Source organism: Streptomyces antioxidans (genome assembly GCF_000968685.2).
In the GTDB taxonomy this organism is placed as follows: Bacteria; Actinomycetota; Actinomycetes; order Streptomycetales; family Streptomycetaceae; genus Streptomyces; species Streptomyces antioxidans.
In genome coordinates this window covers 1-521 of record NZ_LAKD02000276.1, presented here as the reverse complement: position 1 = coordinate 521, position 521 = coordinate 1, and the positions used below count along the sequence as shown (strand labels likewise).

Annotated in this window: 1 protein-coding gene; it reads left to right on the top strand. The window is 65.8% G+C overall.

Annotation, left to right across the window (positions count from 1 at the left end):
* Positions 1–20: 20 nt before the first annotated feature.
* Positions 21–521 (top strand): polyketide synthase dehydratase domain-containing protein (locus VT50_RS38140; RefSeq protein ID WP_338058398.1); only part of this gene is annotated, 501 nt, incomplete at its 3' end.

Below are 521 nucleotides of genomic sequence, written 5' to 3'. Positions count from 1 at the left end.
CCGACGCCACCGGCCTCGGCCTGGAAACCATTGAACACCCGCTCCTCGGAGCCGCAGTCGACACCGCTGGCAGCGAGGCGGTCCTGTTTACGGGTCGGCTGTCTCTGCAGACACATCCGTGGCTGGCCGACCATCAGGTGATGGGGACAGTGCTGGTGCCGGGGGCGGTGCTGATGGAGATGGCGACTTGCGCCGGTGAACACATTGGTTGCAATCGGCTAGAGGAGTTGACGCTGGAGACCCCGCTGGTTCTGCCCGAGCAGGGCGGTGTCCGGGTCCAGGTCGCCGTTGAAGAAGCCGACGCATCGGGTTTCCGGCCCGTTTCGGTCCACTCCCGCGTCGAGACCGGGGAAGCGTCTGACGAGTCCGTATGGATCCGGAACGCCAGCGGTCTGCTCGCTGTCCCGCAGCAAGACGAGCAGCACCAGGCCGTGTTCGAACAGTGGCCGCCGGCCGGTGCTCAGCCGATGGCGTTGGATCCTGACGGGCTTTATGCGGGGTTTGCTGGTCGGGGTTATGAG